Here is a 2,834-nt window from a genome sequence, read left to right as displayed (position 1 = left end):
GGTCAGCAACGGCCGTGAGGCGGTCGAGCGGGTCTCCGAGCAGCTATTTGACGTGATCCTGATGGACTTGCAGATGCCGGTGCTCGATGGCCTGGATGCGACCCGCCAGATCCGCAAGATGGTGGACAAGCACGACGTCCCCATCATAGCGCTCACCGCCAGCGCCATGCCCGGTGATCGGGAGCGTTGTCTTGGGGTCGGCATGAACGGCTATGTCACCAAACCGGTCAGCAAGCTGGATCTCTACAACAACCTGCTGCAGTGGGTGAAGAGTGCCAGCGGCGAATGCCGGGTCCCGCTGGAGGTGAAGCCGCCGGATCTGATGGGGGTGCTGGATCTGGAAGATGCCCTCAAACGGCTGGAGCAGGATAAGGAGGCACTGCAAATCCTGTTCAAGCTGTTCATGTCCGAGCACAAGGATGATCTGTGGGAGATCCGTTCCGCCCTGCGCCGTCAGCAGCCAGATATCGCCTGCCGGTTGCTGCATACCCTGAAGGGGGTGTCGGCCAATATTTCGGCCTCCCGCTTGCAGATCATGGCGGGGGAGCTGGAGTGGCGCCTGCGTCAGCAGGAAGAGCTGACCGAGCCGGATCTGGAGCAATTGCAGCGTGTATTCAGCTTGACCCGGGATGAGGTGTCTCACTTCTTGCTGACCGGTGAGCAGCAGGAAACGCCATACAGTCCCTTTGAACAGCGAGATGATCGCTTATCGTAACGGGATAAATAGCAATTATTCTCAAGCCAGCCACTTCAGGCTATCATGACCCTCTCGTATCGCCCCCTTCTGGGGGCGATTGCATTGCGTGTTCCCGTGACGGGCGGCAGCCTCTGGCTTATCGCGACAAAGGATATCTACGTGAGCGTATTCTCAAGGCTGGGCTGGTTCTTCAAGGAGCAGTGGCGGCGTTATCTGGTCGCCATTTCCTTGTTGATGATGGTGGCCGTGTTGACCGTGATCCCCCCGAGGGTGGTGGGCTGGGTAGTGGATGGCATCGCCAAGGGCTCTCTCGACAACGACACCCTGATACGCTATCTGGCGGGGCTGTTTGTACTGGGTCTGCTCATCTATCTGCTGCGCTACGTGGGGCGGGTCATGTTGTTTGGCGCCTCTTACCGGCTGGCCTATGTGCTGCGCAACCGCCTGTTCAGCCACTTCACCCGTATGAGCCCCGATTTTTACCAGCGTCACCGCACCGGCGATCTGATGGCTCACGCCACCAACGATATTCAGGCGGTGGAGATGACGGCCGGGGAAGGGGTGTTGACTCTGGTGGACTCCATCATAGTCGGGGCGCTGGTGCTCTCCATCATGTGCAGCCAGTACTCCTGGCAGTTGACGCTGCTCTCCCTGCTGCCCCTGCCCGTGATGGCGTTTTTCATGAACCGCTTTGGCACCCAGATCTACAAGGAGTTCAAGGCGGCGCAGGGGGCCTTTTCCCGCCTTAACAATAAGACCCAAGAGGCGCTCTCTGGCGTGCGTGTACTCAAGTCCTATGCGGTTGAATCTCTGGAGGACAAGGGTTTTTCCGAGCTGACCCGGCAAGCGGGGGCGTGCAACATGGCGGTGGCCCGCATCGATGCCAAGTTCGACCCCGTCATCTATCTCTGTATCGGTTGCTCCTATTTTCTCGCCGTTGCCGGTGGCAGCGTGCTGGTGGTGCGTGACGAGCTGACTCTGGGGGAGCTCACCAGTTTCACCATGTATCTGGGTCAGCTCATCTGGCCCATGTTTGCCATCGCCTGGTTGTTCAACATCATAGAGCGGGGCAGTGCTGCTTACTCCCGCATCGAGAGCCTGTTGGCCGAGCGCAGCGATATTGAAGAGCCTGCCCAGCCGGCCACGTTTACCTCTGCTTTTCCGCTCAAGGCCAAGGGGGTGAGCTACCAGCTGGAGCAGCGCACCTTGCTGCAGGATATCGATTTCACCCTGCACCGTGGCGGCATGCTGGGGGTGGTTGGTCGCACGGGGGCGGGCAAGAGCGCCTTGCTTAAGTTGCTGATGCGCCTTGCCAACCCCACTGCCGGCGAGCTCACCATGGGCGCCGTGCCCATCGCGCAGCTGGCCCTTGGCGAGCTGCGTGACCAGTTTGCCTATGTGCCGCAGGAGCCGTTTTTGTTCTCCACCACCATCGCCGCCAACATCGCCCTTGGCAGGCCCGATGCCAGCGCTGAGGAGATAGAGCGGGTGGCGCGCATCGCCTGCGTGCACGATGACATCCGCCGCTTCCCCAGGGGCTATGAGACCGACGTGGGGGAGAAGGGGGTGACCCTCTCCGGCGGCCAGAAGCAGCGGCTCGCCATTGCCCGCGCCCTGCTGCTGGAGGGGCCGATCCTGGTGCTGGACGATGCCCTGTCGGCGGTCGATGCCCATACCGAGCTGCAGATCTTGCAAGCGCTCAAGGCTCACAGACGCACCTTGATCCTGGTCAGTCACCGTATGACGGCGGTGGAGCAGGCTGACGAGATCCTGGTGCTGGAGCAGGGGCGCGTCAGCGAGCGGGGCCGTCACGGCGTCCTGATGGCTCACAACGGCTGGTACGCAGACATGGTTCGCTATCAGCGGCTGGAACAAGACGTGGAGGAGAGTCTGTGAACCTGACCATGAAACGGCGGCTGGTGGTCTTGCTGAACCCGTTATTTACGTCTGGAACAAGATGTGGGGGGCGCCAGTGAATCCAACGATTAAACGTCTGCTGGCTTACTGTGCCCGTTATCCCCGCTGGTTGATTCAGGCCGGGATCTGCCTGCTGTTGGCCACCGGTGCCGAAGTGGCGGGCCCTCTGCTCATCAAGCTCTTCATCGATGACTACCTGGCGCCGCGTCAGCTGGTGTGG

2 protein-coding genes are annotated in these 2,834 nt (G+C 60.8%); both read left to right on the top strand.

Annotated elements, in window-relative coordinates:
• Positions 1-715: response regulator (locus AAC083_RS23415; RefSeq protein WP_258224806.1), on the top strand; the 715-nt coding region annotated here is incomplete at its 5' end.
• A 141-nt stretch (positions 716-856) separates the two neighbouring features.
• Positions 857-2,593, top strand: coding sequence for an ABC transporter transmembrane domain-containing protein (locus tag AAC083_RS21080; protein WP_108537635.1), 1,737 nt, complete (start codon positions 857-859; stop codon positions 2,591-2,593).
• Positions 2,594-2,834: the final 241 nt, after the last annotated feature.

Origin of the sequence: Aeromonas sp. HMWF014 (assembly GCF_963878295.1) — a bacterium.
Classification (GTDB): Bacteria; Pseudomonadota; Gammaproteobacteria; order Enterobacterales; family Aeromonadaceae; genus Aeromonas; species Aeromonas popoffii.
Note: the sequence above shows the minus strand (reverse complement) of the source record. Positions and strands in the feature narration are given on the sequence as shown.